This is a genomic window from Streptomyces sp. NPDC096339 (genome assembly GCF_044762985.1).
Classification (GTDB): Bacteria; Actinomycetota; Actinomycetes; order Streptomycetales; family Streptomycetaceae; genus Streptomyces.
Map to the genome: position 1 here is coordinate 118,586 of NZ_JBIWFI010000010.1, position 26,838 is coordinate 145,423.

Consider the following 26,838-nt stretch of genomic DNA (forward strand, 5'->3'; position numbering starts at 1 on the left):
GCCCGCAGCCGGCCGGGGCGAAAACCTCTCGGGGAAGACCGCGAGGCGTCGTACGCTTGGTATTCCGGAGGTCGTCGAACGGCGCGGCCCCTCAGCGGGAGGTATGTGCAGGCCACAGTGCCGGCCCATGACTCAGACATCGACAGCCCACATCCCGGCGCCGGGGCAGGCGCGAGCCCACTTCACCGTTCCGGCCAGCCACCCGATGGTGACCGTGCTCGGCTCGGGTGACGCCCTGTTGCGCGTGATCGAGAAGGCCTTCCCGAAGGCCGACATCCATGTTCGGGGCAATCAGGTCAGCGCGATCGGTGCGGCGGCGGAAGTCGCGCTGATCCAGCGCCTGTTCGACGAGATGATGCTGGTGCTCCGCACCGGGCAGCCGATGACGGAGGACGCAGTGGAACGCTCGATCGCCATGCTCAAGTCGAGCGAGAACGGCAACGGCCCGGACGAGACGCCCGCCGAGGTGCTCACCCAGAACATCCTCTCCAGCCGCGGCCGCACCATCCGCCCCAAGACGCTCAACCAGAAGCGGTACGTCGACGCGATCGACAAGAACACGATCGTCTTCGGCATCGGCCCCGCCGGTACCGGCAAGACCTACCTCGCCATGGCCAAGGCGGTCCAGGCCCTGCAGTCCAAGCAGGTCAGCCGCATCATCCTGACCCGGCCGGCCGTCGAGGCGGGGGAGCGGCTCGGCTTCCTGCCGGGCACCCTCTTCGACAAGATCGACCCGTACCTGCGGCCGCTCTACGACGCGCTGCACGACATGATGGACCCCGACTCGATCCCGCGGCTGATGGCGGCGGGCACGATCGAGGTCGCGCCGCTGGCCTACATGCGCGGTCGTACGCTCAACGACGCGTTCGTCGTCCTCGACGAGGCGCAGAACACGACCACCGAGCAGATGAAGATGTTCCTGACCCGTCTCGGCTTCGACTCGAAGATCGTGATCACGGGTGACATCACCCAGATCGACCTCCCGGGCGGTGCCAGGAGCGGTCTGCGCCAGGTCCAGGAGATCCTCGACGGGGTGCCGGACATCCACTTCTCCCGGCTGACGTCCGAGGATGTCGTCCGGCACAAGCTGGTCGGCCGTATCGTCGACGCGTACGAGAAGTACGACGACGGCCAGCAGGCCGCCAACGGCCACCAGCGGAAGTAGAACCCAGCGCACCATGTCGATCGACGTCAACAACGAGTCCGGAACCGAGGTCGACGAGCAGGCGATCCTCGACATCGCCCGCTACGCGCTCACCCGGATGCGGATCCACCCGCTGTCCGAGCTCTCCGTCATCGTCATCGACGAGGACGCGATGGAGGAGCTCCACATCCAGTGGATGGACCTGCCCGGACCCACCGACGTCATGTCCTTCCCGATGGACGAGCTGCGTCCGCCGGCGAAGGACGACGAGGAGCCCCCGCAGGGGCTCCTCGGTGACATCGTGCTCTGCCCCGAGGTCGCCAAGAAGCAGGGCCAGGAAGCCCCGACGCAGCACTCCATGGACGAGGAGCTCCAGCTCCTGACCGTCCACGGGGTGCTGCACCTGCTCGGCTACGACCACGAGGAGCCGGATGAGAAGGCCGAGATGTTCGGCCTCCAGGCGGCGATCGTCGACGGCTGGCGCTCCGAGCGCGGCATCACCGGTCCGTCCCCGGCCCCGACCGTCTCGTGAACGCCCCCCAGCTGATCACCGGAGCGGTGCTGCTGGTCGTGGTCGCCTGGTTCGCGGCGTGCGCGGAATCCGGGATCGCCCGGATCTCAAGCTTCCGCGCGGAGCAGGCCGTACGGGAGGGGCGGCGCGGCAGCGCGAAGCTCGCCCAGGTCGCCGCGGACCCCACCCGCTACCTGAACGTGGCGCTGCTGGTTCGCGTCACCTGCGAGATGGCGGCCGGGGTGCTCGTCACCTACGTCTGCCTCGACGGCTTCGGCGAGACGTGGACGGCGCTGCTCGTGGCCATCGCCGTGATGGTGCTGGTCTCCTTCGTCGCCGTGGGCGTCTCCCCGCGTACGATCGGCCGCCAGCACCCCCTGAACACCGCGACGGCCGCCGCGTACGTCCTCGTACCGCTCGCCCGGGTCATGGGACCGATCCCGCAGCTGCTGATCCTCATCGGCAACGCGCTCACGCCCGGGAAGGGCTTCCGCAAGGGGCCGTTCGCCTCCGAGGCCGAGCTGCGCGCGATGGTGGACCTGGCGGAGAGGGAATCGCTGATCGAGGACGACGAACGGCGCATGGTGCACCAGGTCTTCGAGCTCGGCGACACACTCGTGCGCGAGGTGATGGTGCCGCGCACCGACCTGATCTGCATCGAGCGCTACAAGACGGTCCGTCAGGCCACCACGCTCGCCCTGCGGTCCGGTTTCTCGCGCATCCCGGTGACCGGGGAGAACGAGGACGACATCGTCGGGATCGTCTACCTGAAGGACCTGGTCCGCAAGACCCACATCAGCCGGGACGCCGAGGCCGACCTGGTCTCGACGGCGATGCGGCCCGCCGTCTTCGTGCCCGACACCAAGAACGCGGGCGACCTGCTGCGGGAGATGCAGCAGGTGCGCAACCACGTGGCGGTGGTCATCGACGAATACGGCGGCACGGCCGGCATCGTCACCATCGAGGACATCCTGGAAGAGATCGTCGGCGAGATCACCGACGAGTACGACCGGGAGCTGCCGCCCGTCGAAGAGCTCGGCGAGAACCGCTACCGGGTCACGGCCCGACTCGACATCACCGACCTGGGCGAGCTGTTCAAGGTCGAGGCCTTCGACGACGAGGACGTGGAGACGGTCGGCGGGCTGCTGGCCAAGGCGCTCGGCCGGGTGCCGATCGCGGGGGCCACGGCCACGGTGGAACTGCCCGACGGGCGTCCGCTGCGACTGACGGCGGAATCCCCGGCGGGACGCCGGAACAAGATCGTGACGGTGCTCGTCGAGCCGGTGGTCCCGGCGGCGGGCGAGGGCGAGGAGGGCGAATGACCCCGGAGCAGCTGCGCGCGTTCTGTCTGAGCTTCAACGCGGCGGTGGAGGAGTTCCCCTTCACGCCGGAGACCTCCGTGTTCAAGGTGCTGGGGAAGATGTTCGCGCTGTCGGCGCTGGACGCCGAGCCGCTGAAGGTCAACCTCAAGTGCGAGCCGGAGCTGGCGGTGCGGCTGCGGGAGGAGCACGAGGCGATCGCGCCGGGCTACCACATGAACAAGCGGCACTGGAACACGGTCACGGTGGGCGGGCTGCCGGACGAGACGGTCCGGGAGCTGGTGGAGGACAGTTACGACCTGGTGGTCGCGGGTCTTCCGAAGGCGGAGCGGCTGCGGCTCGACCGGCCGTGACGTGCCTTCGCGGGTGGAGCCGGGCAGGGTCGTTGCACGGCCCGGCCGGGGTGCTCCATATGCTTTCGCCATGACCGACAGCACCGGGATCGACCCCGAGGACACCAAGATCATCACGCTCGCGCGCAGTGCCCGGGCCCGCAACGGAGTGCCCGAGGGGGCGGCCGTGCGCGACGAGACCGGCCGCACCTACGTCGCCGGGACGGTGGAACTCGACTCCCTCAAGCTGAGCGCGCTGCAGACCGCGGTCGCCATGGCCGTGGCGAGCGGGGCCCAGTCCCTGGAGGCCGCGGCCGTGGTCACCACCGCCGAGGCCCCGGCCGAGGCCGACCGGGCCGCCGTGCGCGACCTCGGCGGGCCGGACACGCCGGTGCTGCTCGCCGCCCCCGACGGCACCCTGAAGTCGACGACCCCCGCCGGAGCGTAGCCCTCGGGCGGGCGCCGCACCCCGGCCGTGTGCCACCCCCGTGCCGGCCGGGGTGTGTCCGCGGCCCTGTGCTCCGCGCCGGCGGGGTCGGGTGTGCGGCGGGGCGCCCCCGCAGGGCGTCGAACGCGACCACGTCGTACATGTCCGCTGCCTCGTCACGTTCGACGCCCGAGGAGGTGCCCCGGCGCGCGCCCGGCCCCGACGGCCCTTAGGCGTGGCCTCGGGGCGGGGTGCCGCTGCGCGGAGCCGTCCCCTACCCGCCCTTCCACCGTTCCCCGGGGCTCCGCCCCGGACCCCGCGCCTCAAACGCCGGCGAGGCTGGAAGATCCGGGCTCCGCCCCGGACCCCGCGCCTCAAACGCCGGCGAGGCTGGAAGATCCGGGCTCCGCCCCCGGACCCCGCGCCTCAAACGCCGGCGAGGCTGGAAGATCCGGGCTCCGCCCCGGACCCCGCGCCTCAAACGCCGGCGAGGCTGGGTTTGTCCGCCGGCGAGGCTGGAGTCGCCCGGTCGGAGGCGGAGGGTGCGGGTGGGTTCGTACCGGTGCGGCTCCCGTGTGTCCGCCCGCCCGCCGGAGGCTATCGGCGGCGGATCACCATCGACATCAGCGCCGCCACCGCGCACAGCGCGCCCGACGCGTACCAGACCAGGTCGTACGAGCCGAAGGCGTCACGGGCCAGGCCGCCCAGGAAGGCCACCAGGGCCGCGCCGACCTGGTGGGAGGCCAGGACCCAGCCGAAGACGATCGCGCTGTCCTCCCCGTACTGCTCCCGGCACAGGGCGATGGTCGGCGGGACCGTCGCCACCCAGTCCAGGCCGTAGAAGACGATGAAGAACACCAGCGGAGGCTGCACCGACGGCGCCAGCAGCATCGGAAGGAAGAGCAGCGAGATGCCGCGCAGGGCGTAGTACACGGCCAGCAGGCGCCGGGCGTCGAAGCGGTCCGTGAACCAGCCGGACGCGATCGTCCCGACCACGTCGAACACGCCGACCACGGCGAGCAGTCCCGCGGCGGCCGTCACCGGCATGCCGTGGTCGTGGGCCGCCGGTACGAAATGGATCCGGACGAGGCCGTTGGTGGAGGCCCCGCAGATCGCGAAGGTGCCCGCCAGCAGCCAGAAGGGCCCGGTCCGGGCCGCCTTGAACAGGACGGTCACGGCCCTGCGCGCCGCGCCCGGGACCGGCGCGGGCTTCGCCGTGTACGTGCCCCCGTACGGGGCGAGGCCCACGTCCGCAGGGTGGTCGCGCAGCAGCAGCCACACGAAGGGGACGACGGCCAGGGCCGCCAGCGACACGGTGATCGCGGCCGGGCGCCAGCCGTGGTGTTCGACCAGCCAGGACAGCAGCGGCAGGAAGACCAGCTGCCCGGAGGCGCCCGCGGCGGTCAGGATGCCGGTGACCAGCCCGCGCCGCGCGGTGAACCAGCGGTTGGTCACCGTCGCCGCGAAGGCGAGCGCCATCGAGCCGCTCCCCAGGCCCACCAGCACGCCCCACAGCAGCACCAGCTGCCAGGCGGCGGTCATCCACACGGTGGCCACGGAACCGCCGGCTATGACGGTCAGGGCCACCGCGACGACCTTCCGGATGCCGAAGCGGTCCATCAGCGCCGCCGCGAAGGGCGCGGTGAGCCCGTAGAGCGCGAGGTTCACGGAGACCGCGAAGCCGATCGTGCCGCGCGACCAGTCGAACTCCTCGTGCAGCGGCTCGATGAGCAGACCGGGCAGGGAGGCGAAGGCGGCGGCGCCGATGATCGTCACGAAGGCGACGGCCGCGGCGAACCAGGCGCGGTGGACGCGTCCGGCCCGGCGGGGCGCGACGGGGGCGTCGGTGGAGGTGGGTGCTGTCTGCGTCACGCAGACAGCTTCCGGGCCACGGCACCCCCTGCGACAGTGGCCCGACCGACATGCTTCGCTACGATCGGGCCATGAAGCCGCATCGTGTCGCCGTCCTCGCGCTCGCGGGCCTGCTCCCCTTCGAGCTCGGCATCCCGCACCGGATCTTCGGCTACTCCAGGGACCCCGAGGGGCGGCCCCACTACGAGACCCTCACCTGCGGACTGCGCCCCGGACCGGTGTCCACGAACGCCGATTTCGCGGTCCACGTCGAGCACGGTCCCGAGCTGCTCGCCACGGCCGACACCGTCGTGGTGCCGGCCTCGTACGAGCTGGGCCCGGTCCACGAGCGGGGCGTCCTGACCGACGAGCTGGCGGCGGCCCTCGCGCACATCCGGCCCGGCACCCGGCTGGTCTCCATCTGCACCGGCGGCTACGTGCTCGCGGCGGCCGGGTTCCTGGACGGCCACCGGGCCACCACCCACTGGGCGTACGCCGAGCACTTCCAGCGGCTCTTCCCGGCCGTACGGGTCGACGCGAACGTGCTCTACACCGACGACGGGGACGTCCTGACCTCCGCCGGCGTCGCCTCCGGCATCGACCTGTGCCTGCACATCGTGCGGCGCGACCACGGCGCGGCCGTCGCCAACGAAGTGGCCCGGCGCACCGTCGTACCGCCGCACCGGGAGGGCGGGCAGGCCCAGTTCATCGAGCGTCCGGTGCCACAGCCGCAGTTCGCCGGCACCGCGGCGGCCCGGGCGTGGGTGATGGACCGGCTGGACGAGCCGGTCAGCCTCGGCGACCTGGCCCGGCAGGAAGCGGTGTCCGTACGGACCTTCACCCGCCGGTTCCGGGAGGAGGTGGGCGTCAGTCCGGGCGAGTGGATCACCGCGCAGCGGGTGGAACGGGCCCGGCAGCTGCTCGAACAGACCGACCTGCCGATCGAGAGGGTGGCGCGGGAGGCGGGCTTCGGGACGGCCCAGTCGCTGCGCAAGCACGCGCAGGCGGCGCTCGGTGTGAGCCCGACCGCGTACCGGCGCACCTTCCGGGCCGGAGCCGGTCCCACGCCTGACGCTGACATCTCCTGATGGGCCATCAGTTCGTGCGGGAGCCGTGCATTGACTTCTCCCGCCGGCCGCTCGTGAATGGCCCCCTGCGGAGCGGAGGGGGCGGGCAGTGCGAACAGGGGCGCGCATCGGTAGGGACAAGAGGGGCCGAAGATGGTCGGCGGCCGTCGGCATGGCGGTGCTCGCCGCCACGGCCGGAGGCGCCCTGAGCCCACCGGCCGCCGCCGAGGGGGAGGCCCCGGTCGGCCAGGTGGAGTTCCCCACGCACTGCCTGCCGCCCCAGGAAGCCGGACTCCCGCCCGCCGACGGGCCGACCGAGGCCAGGATCACCGTCGACAACCCGACCCCGCAGGTCGGCGACACCGTCACCGTGACCTACCAGGTGGCCCGCACCCCCGCCGTGAACCCCGTCGGCGCCGAACTCCCCGCGGACGCCCTGACCCCGACCGGGCGAGTGCTGCTCTCCGGCGCCCAGAGCGGCGAGGTCACCGTGGTCGGCGCCCAACGCAACGACCCCGTCCCGGCCGGGGCGGCCCTGCCCGCCGTCACCATGACCGGCACCTTCACCGTCACCGCCCCGGGGCAGACCGCCCTCGCCCCGGGCGGCTACACCCTGCACACCGGTCACCCCGTGGGCCTCGACACCGTCTGCACCCCCGCCGCCGAGCCGTCCGCGGCGCCGGTCTCGGCCCGCCTCACCGCGAGCGACCTGCCCACGGCCAACCTGCGCAGCGTCTTCCTCGCCGCCCCCTCCGGGAAACCGGGCGCGAAGGTCAAGGTCACCGCGGCCGGCTTCGCCCCGGGCGCGGCCGTGACGATCGCCGGGCGGGCGGGCGCCGCGGAGACCGCCGACCGGGTCACCGCCACCGCCGACGAGCAGGGCGTGGCGGTGGCGGAACTGCCGGTCAAGGACAAGGCCACCACGGCCGTGGTCGCCTACGAGGGCCCGGCCTGGTCGGCGCGGCAGGGCTCGGGGCCGGCGGCCTACGCGGTCGTCGACGCGGCGCCGGCCCCCGCGGCGACCGCCACGCAGCGGGTCACCGCCACCGTCGAACCGGGTGCGCTGGCCATGACCCAGACCGGCGAGGACATCACCCTGGGCGCGGTCCCGTACGGCGACGGGGGCGCCGCGCCGGGCCGCATCGGCACGGTCACCGTCACGGACGCGCGGGGCGGGCCCGCCGGATGGTCCCTGATCGGCAAGGTCACCGACTTCACGGGTCCGGGCGGGGTCCGCATCCCGGGTGCGTCGCTGTCCTGGACGCCGGTGTGCGCGGCGGCGCCCGGCAGCGTGAGCGCGTGCGTGGCGGGCAGTGCGGGGGTGGTCGGGCCGGAAGGGGCGGTGCTGGCGTCCACGGGCGACGCCGCGCTGGTCGGCGGGACCTTCACCGTCGACGCGGCGGTCACGCTCCAGGTGCCGCGGTACACCCCGCCGGGCGCGTACACGGCGGTCCTGACGCTGACCCTGTCGTGACGGCCCGGGCATCGGCGCCAGGGCCCGGGCGGGCCCTGCTCATCGGTCTGGCCGTGGTGGTGGTGCTGCTGTTCGGCCCCGTCGGGGTGGCCGTGGCCGCGGACAACGGGCAGTGGTCCGTGCTGCCGGTCGCCAACGCCGTGGGGCAGCGACCGTACTTCTACCTCGCGGCCGCCCCCGGCGCGGCCGTCACCGACGCCGTCACCCTCACCAACCGCACCGACCGCCCCCGCACCTTCCGCCTCTACGCCGCCGACGCCTACAACACCGCCCGCGACGGCGGCTTCGCCCTGCGCGGGCCCGACGAGCCCCGCCGCGCCACCGCCGCGTGGGCGCGGCTCGATCGGGAGCGGGTGACCGTCCCGGCCCACGGCACGGTCGGCGTCGCCTTCACCGTCACCGTGCCCGAGCGGGCCGAGCCCGGCGACCACCCCGGCGCGATCGTCGCCCTGGAGGACCGGCCCGCCCCCGCCACCGCGCAGGGCATCGGCGTGCAGCAGGCCGTCGCCGCCCGGCTGTACCTGCGGGTGACCGGGCCGACCGCCCCCGCCCTCGCCGTCGAAGGGGTCCGGGCCGAGAAGAAGGGGGGCCGCGCGGAGATCTCGTACACGCTCCACAACATCGGCAACGTCACCCTCCGCCCCCGCGCCGAGCTCACCGCCACCGGGGCCCTGGGCCGGACCCTGCCCGGCGGGCGTGAGCTCGGCGGGCTCCCCGCGGAGCTGCTGCCGGGTCAGGAAGTGCGGCTCACCGCCCGCTGGGACGGCGCGCCCGCCGTGGAACGGGCCGAGGTGACCATCCGGGCCCGGGCGGAGGGGGCCGCGGCCCGGGGCGTCACGGATTTCGCCGCGTATCCGCCGCTCACGGCCATCGTGGCCCTCGTCACCGTGGCCTGGTCGGCGCTGGGAGCCGCATCGGGGAGAATGGCCCGTATGAGCGATCGTTCCCCCGAGTCCACCGGCCCGCACCGTGCGGGCTTCGCCTGCTTCGTCGGCCGCCCCAACGCGGGGAAGTCGACCCTGACCAACGCACTCGTGGGCACCAAGGTCGCGATCACCTCCAACCGGCCGCAGACCACCCGTCACACGGTCCGCGGCATCGTGCACCGCCCCGACGCCCAGCTGGTCCTCGTCGACACGCCCGGTCTGCACAAGCCGCGCACGCTGCTCGGCGAGCGGCTGAACGACGTCGTGCGGACCACCTGGGCCGAGGTCGACGTGATCGGCTTCTGCCTGCCGGCCGACCAGAAGCTCGGCCCCGGCGACAAGTTCATCGCGAAGGAACTCGCGGCGATCAAGAAGACCCCCAAGATCGCCATCGTGACCAAGACGGACCTGGTGGAGTCCAAGGCGCTGGCCGAACAGCTCCTCGCCATCCACCAGCTCGGCGCGGAGCTCGGCATCGAGTGGGCCGAGATCGTGCCGGTCTCGGCCGTCGGCGACACCCAGGTCCAGCTGCTGGCCGACCTGATCGCGCCGCTGCTGCCGGAGAGCCCGCCGCTGTACCCGGAGGGCGACCTCACCGACGAGCCCGAGATGGTGATGGTCGCGGAGCTGATCCGCGAGGCCGCGCTGGAGGGCGTGCGCGACGAACTGCCGCACTCCATCGCCGTGGTCGTCGAGGAGATGATCCCGCGGGAGAACCGCCCGGCGGACCGCCCGCTGCTGGACATCCACGCGAACGTCTACATCGAGCGCCCCAGCCAGAAGGGCATCATCATCGGCCCGAAGGGCTCCCGCCTGAAGGAGGTCGGGATGAAGTCGCGCAAGCACATCGAGGCGCTGCTCGGGACCCCGGTCTTCCTCGACCTCCACGTGAAGGTGGCCAAGGACTGGCAGCGGGACCCCAAGCAGCTCCGCAAGCTCGGCTTCTAGGAGTCCGACGTCTCCTCAGCGGAGGCGTCGGACCTTGAGCACGTTGTCGTAGCCGGGGCCCGGGCGGTCGGCCTCGGCGCCCACCCGGGCGTGCTCCGCGCACACCAGGACCTCCCAGTCGCCCTCCGCCAGCTCCAGGTCCGCCAGGACCTCCTGCGGGGTGGGGAAGTGCAGCTCCGGGTGCGGGTTCTCCGCCCCGTGCTCCCAGCCGCCGTGGCCGCCCACCAGCAGCACCCCGCCCGGGGCGACGGCCGCCGCGGCGGTGCGCAGGATCCGCTCGCGGGGCATGTCGCCCGGGCTGTGCAGGAAGCAGGCGGAGACCAGGTCGAACTCGCCGGAGGGGAAGGACTCCCCGAGGTCGTGGTGCTCGAAGGCGATCCGGTCGCCCACCCCCGCCTCGGCGGCGTGCTCGGCGGCCCGGCCGAGGGCGACCTTCGAGATGTCGACGCCGGTGACCCGCCACCCCCGCCGGGCCAGCCAGACGGCGTCCGCGCCCTCCCCGCAGCCGAGGTCCAGCGCCCGGCCGGGGGTCAGGTCCTCGGCCTCCCGGAGCAGGAGCGCGTTGGGATTGCCGCTCCAGATCCGGGTGCTTTCGCGGTAGCGGCCGTCCCAGAACTCCGCCTCTCCGGCGGGCTCCGCGGCGGGGGAGTGGGTGTGGCCGTGCTCGTGCCGGTGCTCGTGCTGGTACATGGGGCCTTCTTCCGGTTCGGGCCGGGTCGTCCGGTCTGTGTCCTCCGATGCTCCGCCCGGCACGCGAGGTCCGGCAAACCCTGTTGCCGATCCGGCAAAACCCTTCGCTTCGGCTACGCCTCCGGGGGCTCCGCGATCAGGGCCGTCGCCACCCGCCGGAAGCCGATGCGGCCGTAGATGCGGGCCACGTCCTCGTCGCCCGCCGAGAGGAAGACGGTGCGCGCCCCCCGCTCCAGGGCGCGGGCGACCAGGGCCGCGGTGACCGCGAGGGCCAGGCCCTGGCGGCGGGCCGACGGGAGGGTGCCGACGCCCACCACCTCGGCGACGTCGCCGACGGGGTTGTACTGGCCCGCGCACAGCACCACGCCGTCGCGGACGGCGGCCGCCAGGGCGGTGGTGCCCGCCGTGAGCTTCCCGGCCACCCGGGCCCGGCTCTCCTCCGCCCACGGCTCGGCGGTCTTCGCCGCCAGCTCCGCCGGACCGGCCTCGCCGACCGCGGTCCCGGGGGCCGCGAAGGCCAGGGCCGGGACCGTCACCGCCGCCTTCAGCAGCGGGTCGTCCGCGTCGAGCAGTCGTACGTCGGGATGCGCGGGGAGGGGGACCGTCCCGGCGTCCAGCACCATCAGCGGGTGTGCGTGGACGTGCAGTCCCGCCGCCTCCACCGGCCCCCGCAGCGAGGGGGTGGTTTCGGCCACCCACTCGAAGGATTTGGGGACCTTCAGCTCCCGCTGCCGGGCGAGCACCCGCTCCACGTCCGCCACGGTCGCCGCGCCGCCCCCGAGCGCCGGCCTCGCGTAGTACTGCCAGCCCGTGCCCTCCTGGACGAACAGGGTCAGCGGGCCGAAGTCCTCGGCCCGCGCACCGCCCACCCGGGGCACCGCGTCGTAGTACCGCTCCAGCGAGTCCAAGATCGTAGTCATCCCGGCATCCAACCAAAGCGGGGGCACGCGAGCACCCTCTTATCAGGCCTTTTCCTTCTGTCAGGCCCCTTCTGTCAGGCTCCTTCCTTCAGGCTCCTTCCTTCAGGACCCGCGAGATCAGCGTGCGCTGCGCGTCCGAGAGGTGCGGGTCGTGGCAGGACACCGTCCGTCCGTCCACCGTGATCTCGTACGAGAACCCGTCCCGCACCCCCGCCGGCGCACCTTCGCGCGTGTCCGGCCGCAGCGCCAGGTGGGCCAGGGCCCGCCAGTCGTCCTCGTCCGGCCGGCCCGAGGTGTCCACCTCGGCCCGTCGCTCGATGCCCGCGAAGCCGCCCGTCCGCACCACCAGAATCCGCATGGCAGCCGTCCTACCCCGCGAGCGGCACGCCCACCACCGACCACGCCTTCTGCAGCGCCAGGTGCTCGGCGCCGCCCTCCCCGTACCGGGCCGCGGCCGCGGCGGTGGACAGCCGGGCGAAGTCCGTGAACTTGGCGTTCGAGGCCAGCTGCCCGCCGGTCAGGGTGTCGTACCAGATCTGCCCGGCCCGCTCCCAGGCCTTGCCGCCCAGCTCGGTCGCCGCGACGTAGAAGGCGTGGTTGGGGATGCCGGAGTTGATGTGCACCCCGCCGTTGTCGCGGCTGGTGTTCACGTAGTCGTCCATGGTGGCCGGCTGCGGGTCCTTGCCGAGCTCGTCGTCGTCGTACGCCGTCCCGGGAGCCTTCATCGAGCGCAGTGCGACCCCGGTGACGTTGGGCCCCAGCAGCCCGGCGCCGATCAGCCAGTCGGCCTGGTCGGCGGTCTGGTCCAGGGAGTACTGCTTGATCAGGGAGCCGAAGACGTCCGACATCGACTCGTTCAGGGCGCCGGACTGCCCGGAGTACGTCAGGTTCGCCGTGTACTGGGTGACCCCGTGGGTCAGCTCGTGCCCGATGACGTCGATCGACACCGTGAAATCGAGGAAGAGGTCTCCGTCGCCGTCCCCGAAGACCATCTGCCGGCCGTCCCAGAAGGCGTTGTTGTAGTCCTCGCCGTAATGGACGCTGGCGTCGAGCGCGAGCCCGGAGTCGTCGATCGAGTGGCGCCCGAAGCCTTGGCGGAACAGTTCGTACGTGGCTCCGAGCCCGGCGTACGCACGGTTGACGGTGGCGTCCTTGACCGGCTCGCTCCCCTCGGCGCGCACCCGCCTGCCGGGCAGCCGGGTGCGGTGCTGGGCGTCGTAGACGGTCCGGGCGGGTCCTTCGGCGGGCGCGTCGACCAGGGAGGGGGCGATCCCCCGAAGAGCGTTGACCTGGCGCCGCTCGCGCAGGCCGCTGTCGTGTTCCAGGGTCCGCAGGGCGGCATCGGCCCGAGCGCTGTCCGGAGACTGGGCGGCCTTGCGGAGCAGGTGGGGCGGCACGACGGTGCAGAAGACGGGGTGAGGGAGGGCGTGGGAGGCATTCATGCCCGGAAATGTGGCAGCGCGTCACGGCGGTGTCACTACCCGCGACCATGATTCATTCGCATGTCCGAAAGTCGCGTCGCCGGATTGACGGATCAAACGGACCTCCTCGGGATGAAGGAGGCTTGGGTCACATTCGGTACAAATCGGACAGGGCGGTCTTGCATACTGAAACAGGTCCTCGCGTTACGGCGCGGCTCGGCTAGGCTCGGCCCATCATGCGTTTCGGGCTGCTTCTCCTTAGCTGCCGCGGCGAGGGTCTGTAGTCGTAGGCCGACCCCCTCCCCGCGGAGTTTGGTGTTGCGGTTTTTACGACCGCCGTCGGCCGTTCCAGCGAACTACACGCGGACACGCGAGGAGCCCAACGCCATGAGCCAGCAGCCTTTTGTCGGTCGCCCCACGCCCATCACCAACGCGACCCACACCCAGAAGTCCTCCGGGATGCCCATCCACAAGTACGGCCAGTACGAGCAGGTGGACATCCCCGACCGCACCTGGCCGGACGCCCGCGTCACCAGGGCTCCCCGCTGGCTCTCCACCGATCTGCGCGACGGCAACCAGTCGCTGATCGACCCGATGACCCCCAGCCGCAAGCGCGAGATGTTCGACCTGCTGGTGCGCATGGGCTACAAGGAGATCGAGGTCGGCTTCCCGTCCTCCGGCGAGACCGACTTCGCCTTCGTGCGCTCCATCATCGAAGAGGGCGCGATCCCGGACGACGTCACCATCTCCGTGCTGACCCAGGCCCGCGAGGACCTGATCGAGCGGACCGTCGAGTCGCTGATCGGCGCCAAGCGCGCCACCGTGCACCTGTACAACGCGACCGCCCCGACCTTCCGCCGGGTCGTCTTCCGCGGCTCCAAGGAGCAGATCAAGCAGATCGCCGTCGACGGCACCCGCCTGGTCATGGAGTACGCCGAGAAGCTGCTGGGCCCGGAGACCACCTTCGGCTACCAGTACAGCCCCGAGATCTTCACCGACACCGAGCTGGACTTCGCCCTGGAGGTCTGCGAGGCGGTCTGCGACGTATGGCAGCCGTCCGAGGGCCGCGAGATCATCCTGAACCTGCCCGCCACCGTGGAGCGCTCGACGCCCTCCACCCACGCGGACCGCTTCGAGTGGATGGCCCGCAACCTGACCCGCCGCGAGCACATCTGCATCTCCGTGCACCCGCACAACGACCGCGGCACCGCCGTCGCCGCCGCCGAGCTGGCCCTGATGGCCGGCGCCGACCGCATCGAGGGCTGCCTGTTCGGGCAGGGCGAGCGCACCGGCAACGTCGACCTGATCACGCTGGGCATGAACCTGTTCTCGCAGGGCATCGACCCGCAGATCGACTTCTCCCAGATCGACGAGATCCGCCGCACCAGCGAGTACTGCAACCAGATGGAGGTCCACCCGCGCCACCCCTACGCGGGCGACCTGGTCTACACCGCCTTCTCCGGCTCCCACCAGGACGCCATCAAGAAGGGCTTCGACGCCATGGAGGCCGACGCGGCCGCCCAGGGCAAGACCGTCGACGACATCGAGTGGGCCGTGCCCTACCTGCCCATCGACCCGAAGGACGTCGGCCGCTCCTACGAGGCCGTCATCCGGGTCAACTCGCAGTCCGGCAAGGGCGGCATCGCGTACGTCCTGAAGAACGACCACAAGCTGGACCTGCCGCGCCGCATGCAGATCGAGTTCTCCCGGATCATCCAGGCCAAGACCGACGCCGAGGGCGGCGAGGTCACGCCGAAGGCGATCTGGGAGATCTTCTCGGACGAGTACCTGCCCAACCCCGAGAACCCGTGGGGCCGCATCCAGCTGCGCTCCGGCTCGACCACCACCGACAAGGACGGCACCGACACGCTGACCATCGAGGCGGTCGTGGACGGGATCGAGACGGTCCTGAACGGCACCGGCAACGGTCCGATCTCGGCCTTCTTCGACGCGCTGGCCGACATCGGCGTAGACGCCCGCCTGCTGGACTACACCGAGCACACCATGAGCGAGGGCGCCTCCGCCGTGGCCGCCTCGTACATCGAGTGCGCGATCGACGGCCGGGTCCTGTGGGGCATCGGCATCGACGCCAACACCACCCGCGCCTCCCTGAAGGCGGTCATCTCCGCCGTCAACCGCGCGGGCCGCTGATCCACCCGCACGTGAACCCCGCTCCTCCCGCGCGGAGGGGCGGGGTTCCGCCGTTCCCGGGGCCGCGGACCCGGCGGGCCGGACGGCCGCCGTCTCAGCGGGCCAGGTAGCCGCCGTCCACCGGCAGCACCACGCCCGTCACGAAGGAGGCCGCGTCCGAGGCCAGGAAGGCGATGACCCGGGCCACCTCCTCCGGCTCGCCGAGCCGGCCCATCGGATGCGCCGCGGACATCTCCGCGAGGTACTCCGGACCGCCCGGCTCGTCGTCCAACGCCATCACCCGCTCCGTACGGATGGTGCCGGGGGCCACCGCGTTGACCCGGATCCCGCGGTCCGCCCACTCCACCGCGAGGTGCTTGGTCAGCCCCGACGCCACGAACTTCGCCGGCCCGTAGGCGGCCTGCCGGGCCTGTCCGGCCACCCCCGAGATCGAGGACACGCAGACCAGCGCCCCGCCGGGCCGCTCCTGCGAGGTCATCGCCTCGATGGCGTACTTGCACGTCAGGAACATGCCGCGGCCGTCGACCGCCATCACGTGGTCCCAGTCCTTGGGGCTGGTCTCCCGTACATCCGAAAGAGGGAGCACCCCGGCGTTCGCCACGGCGACGTCGAGCCGCCCGTAGGCCTCCACGGCGGCGGCGACCATCGCGCGGTTGGCCACCGGATCGGACACGTCGCCGCTCACCGTCGTGATGGCGAACCCCTCGTCGGCGAGCGACGCGCGCAGGCGCTCGACGCCGGGGCCGTTGATGTCGGCCGCGGTGACCCGCGCCCCGGACCGGGCCAGCAGCGTGGCGGTGGCCCGGCCGATCCCGCTCGCGGCGCCCGTCACCAGGCAGGACTTCTCGTTCATGGGGCAGACCCTAGGGCTCGGAGGCAGGGGCGCGGATCGGCCAAGTCCGCGCGGCGTCACATGTTGTCCTGTCACACGACTGACGCGGCCTCACCTATGTGGCTAACATCACGCCAACCCGGCGATGTTGCCGGAAGGTTACGGAGGTGCGACGTGCTGCCAGTTCGGGGTGGGGACGGCCGGAAGCTGACGGTCTGGGGCATCCGTACCACCTGGAGCACCGTGGGCGACGGGGAGTTCTTCTGCCCGTCCTGCGGTGGCGACCGCAACTACCGCAGGCGCGTCGGGCGCCGCCGGTTCACCGTCATCGGGGTTCCGCTGCTGCCGCGCGGGCAGGCCGGGCCGATCGTCGAGTGCCAGGGCTGCCGCGAGCGCTTCGACACCGAGGTCCTGGACCACCTGACCACCGCCCGCTTCACGGCCATGCTGCGCGACGCCGTGCACACCGTGAGCCTCGCCGTGCTCGCGGCGGGCGGTACGGCCTCGCGCGGGGCGCTGGAGGCCGCGGCGGGCTCCGTACGGGCCGCCGGCTTCCCCGAGTGCACCGAGGAGCAGTTGGAGGCCCTCGTGGCGGCGCTGACCGCGGACGAGGGCCGGCTCGGGCTGTACGACGTACCGGAATGCTGCGGGGCCGCCCTTTCGATCGAGCTCCACGAGGCCCTTGAACCGCTGGCGCCGCACCTGGCGGGCCCTGGCCGCGAGTCGATCCTGCTGCAGGGCGCTCGCATCGCGCTCGCGGACGGCCCGTACACCCCGGCCGAGCGCGAGGTGCTCTCCACGGTCGGCGCGGCGCTGCGCATCGACGTGGACGAGGTGGGACGGCTGTTGTCGGCGGTGCGCGCTCCGTAATCGTCCGCCTCTGCACGGTGACGCCCGAACCCTTTGGGTTCGGGCGTTTTCGTGTTCCCGGACGGTCATATCCGCTGAGCGGAGCAGATCCGTCCGAAACAGACGTGGTGGGAGGTAACGATCCGGCCTCGCAGGGGCTTTTTAGAGCCTCGTGAACGTCCTGTGAACGCCGGAATCACGTCATCCACACAGGATCAGTCCAATGGGTGGACACCTGGAACGAAGGGTTCGACTTCGCGGATCCGAACGGCAGTGAACTGCTTATCCGCAGCTCACGCGCCATGTGCTTCGCGGGTGCAGGCCCGGAGCGGGTGCCTCCAAGGGGCGTTCCGCATACCTCTCCGGAGGTGCCTGTAGCTATTGGAGATACCTACAGAACCGAAGTCACCAGGCGTCAACAATTTGTGTCAGTCGACGATATCTGTGAGGCCCCCCACAGGCGTTCAATTCCGGTCACACGACAAGACGGCGCCGTTAACAGGGCCCGACTTGGATGCGACGCATCAGCGTGAACGCACTGAAACCCTGGCGGATCAACGGGTTAGCGACCCACTCCGGCCAGGGATAACCAGATCTCCTCTCAATTACCTACCTCTTGAAGGGCAAGGCAGAGATGGCACGTGTCGCCGCCCGGCTTTCCACCAGTGGAGAGCAGAGCACGCACCCGGTCGACGAGGTGCTCCCCCTCCCCAAGCTCGCGCTGTACGGCTTCCAGCACGTACTCGCGTTCTACGCCGGCGCGGTGATCGTCCCGATCATCGTCGGCAGCGCGCTCAAGCTGAGCCCTGAACAGCTCGTCTACTTGATCAACGCAGACCTCTTCACCTGCGGTATCGCCTCCATCATCCAGGCCTTCGGCATCGGCCGGATCGGAGCGCGACTGCCCCTGATCCAGGGCGTGACCTTCACGGCCGTGTCCCCGATGATCGCCATCGGCCTCGGTGCCGGCGGCGGAACCGCGGCGCTCCTGGTCATCTACGGCGCCGTCATCACGGCGGGTATCGCGACCTTCGCGTTCGCCTGGCTGCCGGCAGGCGCCTTCAAGGCGGTCATGCGACTCTTCCCGCCGGTGGTCACCGGCACGGTCATCACGGTGCTCGGCATCGTGCTGATCCCGGTCGGCCTCAAGGACGCGGCCGGCGGCGTTCCGACGCTCGCCGACGGCGGTGTGCCGACGCAGCTGGCCTACGCCGGCGGCACCATGCTCTTCATCCTCGTCCTGATGAAGTTCGGCGGACCGTTCCTGCGCAGCATCAGCATCCTGCTCGGCCTGGTCGGCGGTACCCTCGCGGCCTTCGCGCTGGGCGACGCCAAGTTCGGCAACGTCGGCCAGTCCGACTGGATCGGCATCACCACGCCCTTCCACTTCGGCGCCCCGAAGTTCGAATGGTTCCCGATCTTCCTCATGCTGATCGTCATGCTGATCACCATGGTCGAGACCACCGGTGACACCTACGCCGTCGGCGACATCGTCGGCAAGGAGGTCGACAGTGAGGTCGTGGCCCGCGCCCTGCGTGCCGACGGCGCCGCGACCGCCCTCGGCGGTGTCCTGAACTCCTTCCCGTACGTCGCCTTCGCCGAGAACGTCGGCCTGGTGCGGATGACCAAGGTCAAGAGCCGCTTCGTGGTCGTCGCCGCGGGTGTGTTCATGATCATCCTGGGTCTGCTGCCCAAGGCCGCCGCGATCGTCGCCTCCGTCCCGCCGGGCGTCCTCGGCGGCGCGGCCACCGTGATGTTCGGCATGGTCGCCCTGGCCGGTATCCAGACCCTGGCCAAGGTGGACCTCAAGGAGGAGAAGAACGCGCTGATCGTGGGCGTCTCGCTGGCCCTCGCGCTCTTCCCCGCCACCGTCCCGCTCTACTTCGACAAGCACGTGAGCCCCGACGCGTCCTCGCTGCTCAACAGCGGTGTCACCCTCGGTGCCACGGCCGCCATCGTCCTCAACCTGATCTTCAACGGTCTGGCCAAGGACGACGCTCACGGCTCCGTCGCCGCAGAGCTGCCCGCCCAGCCGTCCGCGGCCCCGGCCGAAGCCGAGAAGGTCTCGGTCGGCGCCGAGAAGGCGGAGGGCGCCGACAAGGCGGCCGACGCGAAGAAGGCGGACGACGCGGAGACGCCCGCCTCCTGATCCTCCCAAGGGGTGCTGACCCCTCGTCCGGAGACGCTCATCCGGACGAGGGGTCAACGCTGTCCCGTACGGGACAATGAGCGCATGAGTCTGTTCCGCGACGACGGCATCGTGCTGCGCACCCAGAAGCTGGGTGAGGCGGACCGCATCATCACGCTCCTCACCCGGGGCCACGGACGGGTGCGGGCCGTCGCACGCGGCGTCCGGCGCACCAAGTCGAAATTCGGGGCCCGGCTGGAACCTTTCTCCCACGCCGACGTGCAGTTCTTCGCCCGGGGCAGCGAGCTGATCGGCCGCAGCCTGCCGCTCTGCACCCAGACCGAGATCATCGCCCCGTACGGCAACGGCATCGTCACCGACTACGCCCGCTACACCGCCGGCACCGCGATGCTGGAAACCGCCGAACGATTCACCGAGAACGAGGGCGAGCCCGCCGTACAGCAGTACCTGCTGCTCGTCGGCGCCCTGCGCACCCTCTCCCGCGGCGAACACGAACCCCACCTCATCCTCGACGCCTTCCTGCTGCGCTCCCTCGCCGTCAACGGCTACGCGCCCAGCTTCCAGGACTGCGCGAAGTGCGGGATCCACGGCCCCAACCGGCACTTCTCCGTCGCCGCCGGCGGGGTCATATGCGGAGACTGCCGCGTGCCCGGCAGCGTCGTACCCTCGTCGGAGGCCATCGCCTTGCTCAGCGCCCTGCTGACGGGCGACTGGGGGTATGCCGACGCGTGCGAGGCGCGTCACGTGCGGGAGGGCAGCGGGCTGGTCTCGGCCTACCTGCACTGGCATCTGGAGCGCGGGCTACGCTCCCTGCGATACGTCGAGAAATAGGAGCTGGGCACATGGCACGACGCGGGATTCTGGGACGCTCTCGCCGGGAGTACAAGGTTCCCGAGCCGCACCCGTCCGGCGCGGTCCCGCCGAAGATCCCCGGCGAGCTGGTACCCAACCACGTGGCCATCGTCATGGACGGCAACGGCCGCTGGGCCAAGGAGCGCGGCCTGCCGCGCACGGAGGGCCACAAGATCGGCGAGGGCGTCGTCCTCGACGTGCTCAAGGGCTGCCTGGAGATGGGCGTCAAGAACCTCTCCCTCTACGCCTTCTCGACGGAGAACTGGAAGCGCTCGCCCGACGAGGTGCGCTTCCTCATGAACTTCAACCGCGACGTCATCCGCCGCCGCCGCGACGAGATGAACGAGCTGGGCATCCGCATCCGCTGGGTCGGCCGCATGCCGAAGATGTGGAAGTCGGTCGTCCAGGAGCTCCAGGTCGCCCAGGAGCAGACCGTCGACAACGACGCGATGACCCTGTACTTCTGCGTCAACTACGGCGGCCGCGCGGAGATCGCGGACGCGGCGCAGGCCATCGCCCGCGACGTCGCCGCCGGGAAGCTGGACCCGTCGAAGGTGAACGAGAAGACCTTCGCGAAGTACATCTACTACCCGGACATGCCGGACGTGGACCTGTTCCTGCGCCCCAGCGGCGAACAGCGCACCTCCAACTACCTGATCTGGCAGAGCGCCTACGCCGAGATGGTCTACCAGGACGTGCTGTGGCCCGACTTCGACCGACGCGACCTGTGGCGGGCCTGCCTGGAGTACGCCCAGCGCGACCGCCGCTTCGGCGGCGCCGTCCCCAACCAGGCGGAGCCCGGTTCCACGGCCTGACCTGCCGCGATCCGTGTCCGGCGGCACAGTCCGCCGGACACGGTGATCCCGGTAGGGTCACCTGTCATGGACATGGAGTACGGCGCGGCGGGGCCCGCCGGGCAGACGGTCGAACTGACCTACCGGATCACGACGGCGGACCTCGCGGACGCGGTGCGCCTGCGCGACTCGAAGACGGCCTCGGGGCGCCGCAGGCGGTGGCTGTTCCCCTTGACCGGGGTGCTGTCGCTGCTCCTCGGCGCCTTGGCGATCGCGTGGGACGAGTCCGCGGTCAAGGTGACCGGCTTCCTCGTCGCCGGCGTGATGATGACGGTGTTCGCGCTGTTCGGCCCGCGCATCCAGGCGCGGGCCTTCCGGGGGCTGCTGGAGAAGGCGGGCGACTGCCACACCGTCGTCGACGGCTCGGGGGTCCTCGCGAAGACGGCCACCACCGAGTCGCGCATCTCCTGGGCCGCGCAGCCGAGGTACGCGGAGACGGACGGCGCGTTCGTCATGCTCAGCGACGACAAGGGGGCGGTGGCCATGACGGTCCTGCCCAAGCGCGGCGTCCGGCAGCCGGCCGACGTGGACCGGCTGCGGGCACTCCTGGATGCGAACCTGCGGCGGATCTAGCGCCCTGACCGGCCGCCCGTACGGTTCAGCCCGCGGCGGCGCAGTCCGCGCAGGTGCCGAAGATCTCCACCGTGTGGGCCACGTTCACGTAGCCGTGCTCGGCGGCCACGGACTCCGCCCACTTCTCCACCGCCGGGCCCTCCACCTCGACGGCCTTGCCGCACTTGCGGCAGACCAGATGGTGGTGGTGGTCCCCCGTGGAGCAGCGGCGGTAGACGGACTCGCCGTCGCTGGTGCGCAGGACGTCGACCTCGCCCGCGTCCGCGAGGGACTGGAGGGTGCGGTACACGGTGGTCAGGCCCACGGAATCGCCACGGTGCTTGAGCATGTCGTGGAGCTCCTGGGCGCTGCGGAACTCGTCCACCTCGTCCAGCGCCGCCGCGACGGCGGCCCGCTGCCGGGTGGATCGTCCTCGTACTGGCGCGTTCATCTCGCCAGGCGCAGTCGCCACCGGTTCCTCCTCGTATAGGCCTGCGGCCATTGTGCCAGGCGGCCGCCGGGCCTAGACCTTCACGTCGTCGCGGGTGCAGACCTCTTCGGCGGCGCGGGCCGCTTTCGCCCGGCGCTTGGCCAGGGGCGTCGACACCGCCGTCATGATCATGAACACGGCGATGGCGAGGAGCACGATCGAGCCGCCGGAGGGGGCGTCGATGTAGTACGTGGTGACCGTGCCGGTCAGCGAGACGAGCACGCCGATGGTCATGGCCACGGCGAGGGTCGCGGTGAACCCGCGGGTGACCCGCTGGGCGGCCGCGACGGGGATCACCATCATGGCGCTGACCAGCAGCAGGCCCACGATGCGCATCGCCACGGTGACGGTGACGGCGGCGGTGACGGCCATCAGCAGGTTCAGCGCGCGCACCGGCAGCCCGGTGACCCGGGCGAACTCCTCGTCCTGGCAGACCGCGAACAGCTGGCGGCGCAGGCCGAGGGTGACGGTGATGACGAACACGGAGAGGATCACCACGGCCGTGATGTCCTCCGCCGAGACGGTGGTGATGGAACCGAAGAGGTAGCTGGTCAGGTTGGCGGTGGAGCCGCCCGGAGCCAGGTTCATGATCATGACGCCGCCGGCCAGGCCGCCGTAGAAGAGCATGGCGAGCGCGATGTCGCCGCTGGTCTTCCCGCGGGAGCGGATCAGTTCCATGCCGACCGCGCCGATGACGGCGACGAGGGTGGCCATCCACACCGGGCTGGTGTTGAGCAGGAAGCCGAGCGCCACGCCGGTCATGGCCACGTGGCCGATGCCGTCGCCCATGACCGCCTGACGGCGCTGGACGAGGTACGTGCCGATCGCGGGGGCCGTGAGGCCGACCAGGGCGGCCGCGATCAGGGCCCGCTGCATGAATGCGGGGTTGAGGATGTCCATCAGCTCAGCAGTCCCGTCCGCAGGGGCTCGGCGTCGTGCGCCGCGTGGGGGTGTACGTGGTCGTGGCCGGGCAGCGCGTGCTGGCCCACGGCCTCCGGGGGCGGGCCGTCGTGGACGACGCAGCCGTCGCGCAGGACGACGGCGCGGTCGATCAGCGGCTCCAGCGGGCCCAGTTCGTGCAGGACGAGCAGGACGGTGGTGCCGGCGGCGACCTGTTCGCGGACGGCGCCCGCGAGGACCTCCTGGTTGGCGAGGTCCACGCCCGCCATCGGCTCGTCCATGATCAGCAGTTCGGGTTCGACGGCGAGCGCCCGGGCTATGAGCACGCGCTGGTGCTGGCCGCCGGAAAGGGCGTTGACCGACGCGTCGGCGTGCGACTCCATGCCCACGAGGACGAGGGCGCGCTCGACGGCGGCCTTGTCGGCCTTGCGCAGCAGTCCGAAGCGGGAGCGGGCGAGCCGGCCGGCGGAGACGACCTCGCGCACGGTGGCCGGGACCCCGCTGGCGGCGGTGGTGCGCTGCGGGACGTACCCGATGCGCGACCAGTCGCGGAAGCGCTTGAAGTCCGTACCGAAGAGGGAGAGGTCCCCGCCGGAGAGCGGGACCTGGCCGACCACGGCGCGGACGGCCGTGGACTTGCCGGAACCGTTGGCGCCGAGCAGGGCGACGACCTCACCGCGGTGGACGGTGAGGTCGACGCCGCGCAGCACGGGGCGCGAGCCGAGCGAGGCGGTGGCCCCGCGCAGGGATATGACGGGCTGGTCGTCAGCCCCTCGGGGCGTGGACTGCATGGCTCGCGCCTCCGTTGCTGCTGTCATCAGTTGGCTCCGAGCGCCTTCTGGAGGTTCTTCAGGTTGGACCGCATGACCTCGAAGTAGTCAGCGCCCTGGGACTTGTCGGTGATTCCCTCGAGCGGGTCGAGGACGTCCGTCTTGAGGCCGGTGTCCGTCGCGAGGCTCTTGGCCGTCTTGTCGCTGGCCAGGGTCTCGAAGAACACCGTGGAGACATTCTCCTGCTTCGCGAGGGCCTGGAGTTCCTTCATCCGGGCCGGGCTGGGCTCGGACTCGGGGTCGACCCCGGAGATGCCCTCCTGGTCCAGGCCGTAGCGCTCGGCGAGGTAGCCGAAGGCGGAGTGGGTGGTGATGAAGGTCTTGGAGGCCGTGTTCCGCAGGCCGTCCTTGAACTCGGTGTCCAGCGCGGTCAGCTTGGAGACGAGCTCGTCGGTGTTCTTGCGGTAGTCCGCGCCGTGGTCGGGGTCGCTCTTCTCCAGGGCCGCGCCGACGCCCTTGGCGATCTGGGCGTACTTGGCGGGGTCGAGCCAGACGTGCGGGTCCTTGCCGCCCTCGTCGTGGCCGTGGTCGTGACCGGCTTCCCCCTCGCCCTCGTGGGCGTGGTCGTGGCCGGAGGCGCCGTGGACCTCCAGATCGGTCAGGGTTCCCGCGTCGACGACGTTCTTCACGCCGGACTGGGCGACCGCCTTGTCGACGGCCGGCTGCAGCGTCTTGAGGTAGAGGACCACGTCGGCCTCGCCGAGCTGCGCGGTCTGCTTCGGCGTGATCTCCAGGTCGTGCGGTTCGACGCCCGGCTTGGTGAGGGTGGAGACCTTCACGTGGTCCTTGCCGATCTGCTCGGCGAGGAACTGCATCGGGTAGAACGACGCCATCACGTCGAGCTTGCCGTCCTTGCCACCGCCCGCCGCGCTCGCTCCGGAGCAGGCCGTGAGGGCCGTGGCGCCGAGGGCCACGGAGGCGGCGAGGGCGGCGGTGGGTATGAGGCGTCGTACGTTCATGACATCCATTTTCATCAAAGATGGAAACGGTTGTCAAAAACCCTGGTGAGGGGCCCGGGGGGCGGTCGCGGAAGGGGGGTACCGATTTGAACGGGGAGGTGCGGGCGCCGGTAACCTAGGGGCTTCGCCGTTCGTCCTCGTAATGAAGAGAGCACCGTGGCCGCCGACAAGATCGACACCATCGTCAGCCTGAGCAAGCGCCGTGGCTTCGTTTTCCCCTGCAGTGAGATCTACGGCGGGTCCAAGGCCGCCTGGGATTACGGTCCGCTGGGTGTCGAGCTCAAGGAGAACATCAAGCGCCAGTGGTGGAAGGCGATGGTCACCGGGCGTGAGGACATCGTCGGCATCGACTCCTCCGTGATCCTGGCCCCCGAGGTCTGGGTGGCCTCCGGCCACGTCGCGACCTTCTCGGACCCGCTGACCGAGTGCACCTCCTGTCACAAGCGCCACCGCGCCGACCACCTGGAAGAGGCGTACGAGGCCAAGCACGGCCGCCTGCCCGAGAACGGCCTCGCCGACATCAACTGCCCCAACTGCGGCGTGAAGGGCCAGTTCACCGAGCCGAAGCAGTTCTCCGGCATGCTGGAGACCCACCTCGGCCCGACCCAGGACACCGGCTCCAAGGCGTACCTGCGCCCGGAGACCGCCCAGGGCATCTTCACCAACTTCGCCGTCGTGCAGACCACCTCGCGCAAGAAGCCCCCGTTCGGCATCGCGCAGATGGGCAAGTCCTTCCGCAACGAGATCACCCCCGGCAACTTCATCTTCCGCACGCGCGAGTTCGAGCAGATGGAGATGGAGTTCTTCGTCAAGCCGGGCGAGGACGACCAGTGGCAGGAGTACTGGATGCAGGAGCGGTGGAACTGGTACCGCGGCCTGGGTCTGCGCGAGGAGAACATGCGCTGGTACGACCACCCGAAGGAGAAGCTGTCCCACTACTCGAAGCGCACCGCCGACATCGAGTACCGCTTCAACTTCGGCGGCAGTGAGTTCTCCGAGCTCGAAGGCGTGGCCAACCGCACCGACTTCGACCTCAAGGCGCACTCCGCCGCCTCGGGCCAGAACCTGTCCTACCTGGACCAGGAGTCGGGCGAGCGCTACACCCCGTACGTCATCGAGCCGGCGGCCGGTGTCAACCGCGCCATGCTCGCCTTCATGCTCGACGCGTACGTCGAGGACGAGGCCCCCAACGCCAAGGGCGTCATGGAGAAGCGCACCGTGATGCGCTTCGACCCGCGCCTGGCCCCGATCAAGGTCGCCGTCCTGCCGCTGTCCCGCAACGCGCAGCTGTCGCCGAAGGCCAAGGGCCTCGCCGCCGACCTGCGCAAGTTCTGGAACATCGAGTTCGACGACGCGGGCGCCATCGGCCGTCGCTACCGTCGCCAGGACGAGATCGGCACGCCGTTCTGCGTCACCGTCGACTTCGACACCCTCGAGGACAACGCGGTGACCGTGCGCGAGCGCGACACCATGAAGCAGGAGCGCGTCTCCCTGGACCAGATCCAGGGCTACCTGGGCAGCCGCCTGCTCGGTTGCTAGGTCCGCTTCGGCAGACAAAGACCGGTGGCCCGGTGCACGACGTGCACCGGGCCACCGGTCTTTCCGCGTGTACCGGGGCGGGTCAGGTCGCCGAGGCCTGCGCGGCGGCGGCCGCCGCCGCCCGGCGCTCGCCCTCCGCCTTGGTGCGCTTGACGAAGCGGACCGTCCAGAGCGCCAGACCGCCGAGCGTCCCGTAGATCATGAACGGGCTGAGCGCCACCATGGTGGAGGTGCTCAGGACGAAGACCAGGACGATCCGCACCAGCGCCTCGGCGATGTAGGCCACGCCCCAGACCAGGGTCATGCGGCGCTGCGCATCGCGGAATCCCTCGAACTGCCACAGGCCGTTGTAGTACGCCACGCCCGCCGGGGTGCCGTCGGTGCCGAACTTCCGGCCGAAGTAGAACATCAGCGGCCGTGGCGCGAGGAGCGTGGCCAGGCACAGGAGCCCGAACAGCCCCGTCACGCCCGAGTCCTTGATCAGCAGGGCCCGGCTCGACTGGGCGCCGACGAGCGAGACGACCGCCGTGATCACCAGGAACACCAGGGTGATGATGGCGAACTCGTCCAGCTTGCGCCGCCACGCCACCATGATGACGCTGTCGAGCACCGGCCAGGCGCCACTGACGAGCAGTGCCGAGGCATCGCTCCAACCGTGGTCCCCGGTGAGGATGTTGAAGGTGAGGATCGGCGCGACCACGTTGAGGGCGATGGTCAGGATCAAGCCGATGGCGGCTGCGCCGCCGGAGCGGGCCGGTGGTGAGGACTGTGTTGCTGCGGTGGACAAGGTTCCCCCTGGAACGTACCTGATGAGTGCGGTAGGGGGACCGTATGGACTTGTCGCGGACATG

Annotated in this window: 26 protein-coding genes and 1 pseudogene; 16 read left to right on the forward strand and 11 right to left on the reverse strand. The window is 71.0% G+C overall.

From position 1 onward, the window contains the following. Positions 1 to 127 precede the first annotated feature (127 nt). The 5 genes from ACIQ5Y_RS16165 (at position 128) to ACIQ5Y_RS16185 (ending at position 3,754) form a co-directional block, all read left to right on the forward strand. The gene (locus ACIQ5Y_RS16165; protein ID WP_403880165.1) at positions 128 to 1,165 is read left to right on the forward strand and encodes a PhoH family protein; all 1,038 of its coding nucleotides are present in this window, start codon (positions 128 to 130) and stop codon (positions 1,163 to 1,165) included. 13 nt (positions 1,166 to 1,178) lie between these two features. Next, the gene (gene ybeY, locus ACIQ5Y_RS16170; protein WP_384755399.1) at positions 1,179 to 1,676 is read left to right on the forward strand and encodes an rRNA maturation RNase YbeY; all 498 of its coding nucleotides are present in this window, start codon (positions 1,179 to 1,181) and stop codon (positions 1,674 to 1,676) included. Then, positions 1,673 to 2,977, forward strand: a complete 1,305-nt coding sequence (locus ACIQ5Y_RS16175; RefSeq protein ID WP_403880167.1) for a hemolysin family protein — start codon at positions 1,673 to 1,675, stop codon at positions 2,975 to 2,977. The genes ybeY and ACIQ5Y_RS16175 overlap by 4 nt, the downstream gene beginning before the upstream one ends. After that, on the forward strand, positions 2,974 to 3,327 hold the full coding sequence (locus ACIQ5Y_RS16180; RefSeq protein ID WP_403880168.1) for an MmcQ/YjbR family DNA-binding protein: 354 nt from the start codon (positions 2,974 to 2,976) through the stop codon (positions 3,325 to 3,327). Before ACIQ5Y_RS16175 ends, ACIQ5Y_RS16180 begins: the two co-directional genes overlap by 4 nt. Positions 3,328 to 3,397: 70 nt before the next feature. Next, positions 3,398 to 3,754: a cytidine deaminase gene (locus tag ACIQ5Y_RS16185; RefSeq protein ID WP_403880170.1), complete on the forward strand. Its 357-nt coding sequence runs from the start codon at positions 3,398 to 3,400 to the stop codon at positions 3,752 to 3,754. Positions 3,755 to 4,330: 576 nt separating this feature from the next. Here the strand turns inward: ACIQ5Y_RS16185 and ACIQ5Y_RS16190 are convergent. Then, positions 4,331 to 5,605 carry an MFS transporter gene (locus ACIQ5Y_RS16190; protein ID WP_403880172.1) on the reverse strand — a complete coding sequence of 425 codons (1,275 nt, stop codon included), beginning with the start codon at positions 5,603 to 5,605 and terminating at the stop codon, positions 4,331 to 4,333. Positions 5,606 to 5,676: 71 nt separating this feature from the next. Here ACIQ5Y_RS16190 and ACIQ5Y_RS16195 point away from each other — a divergent pair, with 71 nt between their 5' ends. The 4 genes and pseudogenes from ACIQ5Y_RS16195 to era all read left to right on the forward strand — a co-directional run bounded on the left by ACIQ5Y_RS16195 (position 5,677) and on the right by era (position 9,999). After that, positions 5,677 to 6,672 (forward strand): GlxA family transcriptional regulator, encoded by a 996-nt coding sequence (locus ACIQ5Y_RS16195; protein WP_403880174.1) that lies wholly within the window; start codon positions 5,677 to 5,679, stop codon positions 6,670 to 6,672. 151 nt (positions 6,673 to 6,823) lie between these two features. Continuing rightward, a complete protein-coding gene (locus ACIQ5Y_RS16200; protein ID WP_403880176.1) occupies positions 6,824 to 8,125 on the forward strand; it encodes a beta-xylosidase in 1,302 nt (433 codons plus the stop codon). Positions 8,126 to 8,265: 140 nt separating this feature from the next. After that, positions 8,266 to 8,556: pseudogene (locus ACIQ5Y_RS16205) on the forward strand (WxL protein peptidoglycan domain-containing protein); the annotation flags it as partial. A gap of 492 nt (positions 8,557 to 9,048) precedes the next feature. Then, positions 9,049 to 9,999, forward strand: coding sequence for a GTPase Era (gene era / locus ACIQ5Y_RS16210; protein WP_376660479.1), 951 nt, complete (start codon positions 9,049 to 9,051; stop codon positions 9,997 to 9,999). A 15-nt stretch (positions 10,000 to 10,014) separates the two neighbouring features. Here the strand turns inward: era and ACIQ5Y_RS16215 are convergent, their stop codons facing one another. From ACIQ5Y_RS16215 to ACIQ5Y_RS16230, 4 genes are all read right to left on the reverse strand, one after another. Next, positions 10,015 to 10,689 carry an SAM-dependent methyltransferase gene (locus ACIQ5Y_RS16215; RefSeq protein WP_403880178.1) on the reverse strand — a complete coding sequence of 225 codons (675 nt, stop codon included), beginning with the start codon at positions 10,687 to 10,689 and terminating at the stop codon, positions 10,015 to 10,017. Between the two features lie 113 nt (positions 10,690 to 10,802). Then, positions 10,803 to 11,609, reverse strand: coding sequence for a GNAT family N-acetyltransferase (locus ACIQ5Y_RS16220; RefSeq protein ID WP_403880180.1), 807 nt, complete (start codon positions 11,607 to 11,609; stop codon positions 10,803 to 10,805). A gap of 88 nt (positions 11,610 to 11,697) precedes the next feature. Next, positions 11,698 to 11,967: a protealysin inhibitor emfourin gene (locus ACIQ5Y_RS16225; RefSeq protein WP_403880182.1), complete on the reverse strand. Its 270-nt coding sequence runs from the start codon at positions 11,965 to 11,967 to the stop codon at positions 11,698 to 11,700. 10 nt (positions 11,968 to 11,977) lie between these two features. Beyond that, complete coding sequence (locus ACIQ5Y_RS16230) at positions 11,978 to 13,051, reverse strand: M4 family metallopeptidase (RefSeq protein WP_403880184.1); 1,074 nt, start codon at positions 13,049 to 13,051, stop codon at positions 11,978 to 11,980. A gap of 366 nt (positions 13,052 to 13,417) precedes the next feature. On the opposite strand from ACIQ5Y_RS16230, the gene leuA reads away from it, so the two are divergent. After that, the gene (gene leuA, locus ACIQ5Y_RS16235) at positions 13,418 to 15,181 is read left to right on the forward strand and encodes a 2-isopropylmalate synthase (protein ID WP_403880186.1); all 1,764 of its coding nucleotides are present in this window, start codon (positions 13,418 to 13,420) and stop codon (positions 15,179 to 15,181) included. A gap of 94 nt (positions 15,182 to 15,275) precedes the next feature. On the opposite strand, the gene ACIQ5Y_RS16240 is transcribed toward leuA, so the two are convergent. Beyond that, entirely contained in the window at positions 15,276 to 16,034 is a 759-nt protein-coding gene (locus ACIQ5Y_RS16240; RefSeq protein ID WP_403880188.1) for an SDR family NAD(P)-dependent oxidoreductase, read from the reverse strand. Positions 16,035 to 16,187: 153 nt separating this feature from the next. Here ACIQ5Y_RS16240 and ACIQ5Y_RS16245 point away from each other — a divergent pair, with 153 nt between their 5' ends. From ACIQ5Y_RS16245 to ACIQ5Y_RS16265, 5 genes are all read left to right on the forward strand, one after another. After that, positions 16,188 to 16,883 (forward strand): TerB family tellurite resistance protein, encoded by a 696-nt coding sequence (locus ACIQ5Y_RS16245; RefSeq protein WP_403880190.1) that lies wholly within the window; start codon positions 16,188 to 16,190, stop codon positions 16,881 to 16,883. Between the two features lie 613 nt (positions 16,884 to 17,496). Then, complete coding sequence (locus ACIQ5Y_RS16250; protein ID WP_403880192.1) at positions 17,497 to 19,011, forward strand: nucleobase:cation symporter-2 family protein; 1,515 nt, start codon at positions 17,497 to 17,499, stop codon at positions 19,009 to 19,011. A gap of 84 nt (positions 19,012 to 19,095) precedes the next feature. Then, entirely contained in the window at positions 19,096 to 19,842 is a 747-nt protein-coding gene (gene recO, locus ACIQ5Y_RS16255; protein ID WP_403880194.1) for a DNA repair protein RecO, read from the forward strand. An 11-nt stretch (positions 19,843 to 19,853) separates the two neighbouring features. Beyond that, positions 19,854 to 20,678, forward strand: a complete 825-nt coding sequence (locus ACIQ5Y_RS16260) for an isoprenyl transferase (RefSeq protein WP_403880196.1) — start codon at positions 19,854 to 19,856, stop codon at positions 20,676 to 20,678. A 66-nt stretch (positions 20,679 to 20,744) separates the two neighbouring features. After that, on the forward strand, positions 20,745 to 21,290 hold the full coding sequence (locus tag ACIQ5Y_RS16265; protein WP_403880198.1) for a hypothetical protein: 546 nt from the start codon (positions 20,745 to 20,747) through the stop codon (positions 21,288 to 21,290). Between the two features lie 25 nt (positions 21,291 to 21,315). Here ACIQ5Y_RS16265 and ACIQ5Y_RS16270 read toward each other — a convergent pair whose 3' ends face one another. Genes ACIQ5Y_RS16270 through ACIQ5Y_RS16285 form a run of 4 tightly spaced genes read right to left on the reverse strand, consistent with a single transcriptional unit; the run spans position 21,316 to position 24,448 of the window. Then, positions 21,316 to 21,741: a Fur family transcriptional regulator gene (locus ACIQ5Y_RS16270; protein ID WP_376660467.1), complete on the reverse strand. Its 426-nt coding sequence runs from the start codon at positions 21,739 to 21,741 to the stop codon at positions 21,316 to 21,318. A gap of 51 nt (positions 21,742 to 21,792) precedes the next feature. Continuing rightward, positions 21,793 to 22,659, reverse strand: a complete 867-nt coding sequence (locus ACIQ5Y_RS16275; RefSeq protein WP_403880200.1) for a metal ABC transporter permease — start codon at positions 22,657 to 22,659, stop codon at positions 21,793 to 21,795. Further along, positions 22,659 to 23,450 carry a metal ABC transporter ATP-binding protein gene (locus tag ACIQ5Y_RS16280; RefSeq protein WP_403880330.1) on the reverse strand — a complete coding sequence of 264 codons (792 nt, stop codon included), beginning with the start codon at positions 23,448 to 23,450 and terminating at the stop codon, positions 22,659 to 22,661. Before ACIQ5Y_RS16280 ends, ACIQ5Y_RS16275 begins: the two co-directional genes overlap by 1 nt. A gap of 26 nt (positions 23,451 to 23,476) precedes the next feature. Continuing rightward, positions 23,477 to 24,448 (reverse strand): metal ABC transporter substrate-binding protein, encoded by a 972-nt coding sequence (locus ACIQ5Y_RS16285; protein ID WP_403880202.1) that lies wholly within the window; start codon positions 24,446 to 24,448, stop codon positions 23,477 to 23,479. Positions 24,449 to 24,604: 156 nt separating this feature from the next. Between ACIQ5Y_RS16285 and ACIQ5Y_RS16290 the strand changes: the two genes are divergently transcribed. Then, entirely contained in the window at positions 24,605 to 25,987 is a 1,383-nt protein-coding gene (locus ACIQ5Y_RS16290; protein WP_403880204.1) for a glycine--tRNA ligase, read from the forward strand. 82 nt (positions 25,988 to 26,069) lie between these two features. Here the strand turns inward: ACIQ5Y_RS16290 and ACIQ5Y_RS16295 are convergent, their stop codons facing one another. After that, positions 26,070 to 26,774, reverse strand: a complete 705-nt coding sequence (locus ACIQ5Y_RS16295) for a VC0807 family protein (protein ID WP_403880206.1) — start codon at positions 26,772 to 26,774, stop codon at positions 26,070 to 26,072. Positions 26,775 to 26,838 lie beyond the last annotated feature (64 nt).